Below are 3,414 nucleotides of genomic sequence, written 5' to 3' on the forward strand. Positions count from 1 at the left end.
CTGGCCGTCGCTCGGCGGGCCGGTGACCGGGTCCTGCACGGCGAGCTGTTTCATGCCGCGCTCGTTCGCCGTCAGGATGATTTTCTCAAGCACCGTCTTGTCGATGTCCTCGGTGCGGAAGACGAGATCCGACATCACCTGATAGAGGGCGGCGCCCGCCGCGGTGCGACGCTGGCGGCCCTTGAACTCCTGCGGAACTTCGAGCTTCACCGGTTCCAGGATGGTCACCTTGACCTTCGGGAACAGGCGGCGGCGCACGTGCTGCGACGTCAGCCGCGAGAAGTAGCTCTTCTCCAGCCCGTCGATGCGCACCGGCACGACCATCGAGCCGGTCTTGTCGGCGACCATGGCGGCGCCGTCATAGACCTTCATCAGGCCTCCGGTGACGGTGATGCGGCCTTCGGGGAAGATGACCAGCGGATCGCCGCCCTGCACGATCTTGATCAGCGTGCGGGTCGACATCGGCTTGGCCGGATTGAGCGGCAGGGCGCGGGCGAGCTTCAGGAACGGCTTCATCCACCAGGCCTGCGCGATGGTGTGGTCGATGGCGAAGACCGGCTCCTCGTCGGTCAGCGTCAGGGCCAGCGGACCATCGAGGAAGCTGACATGGTTGAGCGCCAGGATCGGCGCCGGGCCGGCGGCCTTGAGGTTGTCCAGCCCCTCGACCTCCAGATGATGGAAGGCGCGGAACAGGATGGAGACGAAATCGCGGAAAGGATTCGTGGGCAGGTATTTCAGCATCAGCCAGGCGGCGACGGCATTGACCACGGCAAGGCCGGCCAGCACGCCGGCGATCGAGACGCCAGCGCCTTGGATGGCGGCGACGATGCCGCCGCCGAGGGTCATGAAGCCGGCGCTGACGACATTCACCGCGGCGACGACACGGGCGCGCCGGTCCTCCGGCGCCCAGGCCTGCACGGCCGCGAAGGTGGGAACGACAAGGAAGGCACCGGCGATCGCCAGGCCGGCGAGATCAATGGCGACTCGGATGGTGTTCGGGCCGGCGAAGAAGGCGCTGAGCGTCTGCGCCTGGGCGGAGGCCTGAAGGCCCCACACGCTCCAGGCGAGGTCCAGCCCGAACACGGCCATCAGCGCGGTGCCGACCGGGGCGGGCAACAGCACCATGCGTCCCTGCGACATCCAGGCGGCGATGGCCGAGCCGATGGCGACGGCGACCGCGAAGACCGCCAGATAGGCGGTCACGGCGATCTCGGTGCCGCCGAGCGAATTCTTGACCAGGGTTGGCAGGATGGAAAGGACGATGGCGCCGACCAGCCAGAACCAGGACGCCATCAGCGCCGCCCGCCAGATGCGTTGGTTGGTGCGCAATTCGCTGACCAGACGCCAGGTAGAGCGCAGGACATTCTTGTCGATCACCAGGTTCGGCGCGGCCGCACCGGTCGCCGGGATGTAGCGGCTGACGAGCCAGCAGCCGACGGCAAGCGCCATCATGATCGGTCCGAACACCGCAACGCCGATGCCGTCGGCGGAGACGACGCCGCCGGCGATGGTGCCGCCGAGGATGGCGGCGAAGGTGGCCGACTCGATCCAGGCGTTGGCGCGCGGCAGTTCCTTGCGCTCGAGGTGATCGGGCAGGATGCCGTATTTGATCGGGCCGAACAGCGCCGAAATCACGCCGAACAGGAACAGCGCCGTGAGCAGCACCGGAATGGACGACAGCGCGATGCCGATTACGGCCAGCAAGGCGGCGCCGATCTCGACGAACTTCAGCCTGCGCGCCACGAAAGCCTTGTCGAAGCGGTCGGCGATCTCGCCGCCAAGCGCGGACAAGAGCAGGAAGGGGGCCATGAAAATGGCGCCGGCCAAGGTCACCAATGACGCCGCCTGGTCCGCGGCAAGGGTGAAGAGGATGAGGAACACCAGCGTGTTCTTCAGGAAGTTGTCGTTGAAGGCGGACAGGAACTGCGTCCAGAAGAGAGGCGCAAAGCGCCGCGACATCATCAGATGGGTGTTCATGGCAAGTTCCATTGGGCAAGGCCATCGAGCAATCCGAGATGGATCGGTCAGCGGTTGCTTGCGCGGTTTGAGCCTCGTTTTAAGCGGGAAGCCGGTTAAACTTCGTTACTGCGGTTGATATCCATCATCAGCTTTTCGGTCTTGGCGCCTTGCAGCCTGTTGATGAACCGGCCCGTTTCCTCCGCGTCACGCAGCGTCTTGGTGATGGCGATGGACGTCTTCCAGGCACTCGCATGGTTGGAAACATAGCTGTTGGTGGCCATCGATATGATCCTTTCGTTTCAGGGTTAAGCCGGGTCGGCGCTGGCTGGTTTCAGGGCCGGATACAATCAGCAGGCTTCGTCATCCGCTTCGCCGCTCATTTTCCATGAACGATGTTCATAAACGCAATTTAGCACATTGTGAACGGCGTTCAAGACAAAAGTGAACACCGTTCAAATTTTCAAATGAAGGCGACAAGAGGGGCTTCGGCCAGGTTCGGCGACCGCGACCAATGAGCGGCAGCCGCGAGTATGGTGAGTTCAGCCTCGCCGATGCGGGATGTCACGCCTCGCCGGTCAGCCGTGCCGCAATCAGGCGCGCCGCCTTGACCGTCGCAGCACCCTGGTTGGCCGCGACCGCATCGTCGACGCGGGATACGGGGGAAGCCACCGCAAGCGCGCCGATCGGTTGGCCGTCGGCGCCGAGGATCGCGGCGCCGATGCTGTGCACGCCTTCCTCATAGCCCTGCGAGCTGCGCGAATAGCCGCTCGCGGCGGCAAAAGCGATGGCTTTGGCCAGCGTGTCCGGTCCTGTCACCGTATGCGCGGTGAAGGCCTGCAAGGGCTTCTCCAGATAGGCGCTGACCACTTGCAGCCGCGAGGCGGCGAGGAAGGCGATGCCGGAGGCCGTGCCGTGCAGTGGCAGGATCTGGCCGACATCGACATTGACGCGGTTGGCCTTCGCCGACAGTTCGACATGCACGGTGAGCAGCGCGCCAGCGCTGAACTCCGACAGATGCACGGTCTCGCCGGTTTCGAGCGACAGCTCCCGCGCCACCGGCGCCGCCACGCGCACGAAAGGGAAATGCGCGTCGCGGATGCGGGCCAGCCGCGACAGGCCGGCGCCCAGCCGGTAGCGGCGGCTTTGCGGCTCCTGCTCGATCAGCCGATGGTTGGCGAGCGCCATCAGCAAACGCCGGGCTGTCGCCTTGTCGAGGCCGGCCTTGCGGGCGAGGTCGGACAGCCCGATCTCCGGCTCGTCGAGCGTGAACAGTTCCAGCAGCGAGACCGCCTTGCCACCGTGCTCATGATGCATTCTCCAAGATAGTTCGCATGTGAATTAACTTGACAGCAGCCGAGGTAGCCTGCAGTTTGTCTATAACATGCAAAACGATGGTTCAAATAGTGAACCGACAAGAAAATCATCTTGTGCCCAACTGACGGCACACAAGGGAGG

Annotated in this window: 3 protein-coding genes; all 3 read right to left on the reverse strand. The window is 64.5% G+C overall.

What is annotated here, in order from left to right; translation table 11 throughout:
- Nucleotides 1-1,977: MFS transporter (locus tag EN781_RS28970; RefSeq protein ID WP_245492679.1), on the reverse strand; the 1,977-nt coding region annotated here is incomplete at its 3' end.
- A gap of 95 nt (nucleotides 1,978-2,072) precedes the next feature.
- A complete protein-coding gene (locus EN781_RS34595) occupies nucleotides 2,073-2,240 on the reverse strand; it encodes a hypothetical protein (protein WP_189347915.1) in 168 nt (55 codons plus the stop codon).
- A gap of 280 nt (nucleotides 2,241-2,520) precedes the next feature.
- The gene (locus EN781_RS28975) at nucleotides 2,521-3,273 is read right to left on the reverse strand and encodes an IclR family transcriptional regulator (protein ID WP_126056088.1); all 753 of its coding nucleotides are present in this window, start codon (nucleotides 3,271-3,273) and stop codon (nucleotides 2,521-2,523) included.
- Nucleotides 3,274-3,414 lie beyond the last annotated feature (141 nt).

Source organism: Mesorhizobium sp. M4A.F.Ca.ET.090.04.2.1 (genome assembly GCF_003999085.1).
Taxonomy (GTDB): domain Bacteria; phylum Pseudomonadota; class Alphaproteobacteria; order Rhizobiales; family Rhizobiaceae; genus Mesorhizobium.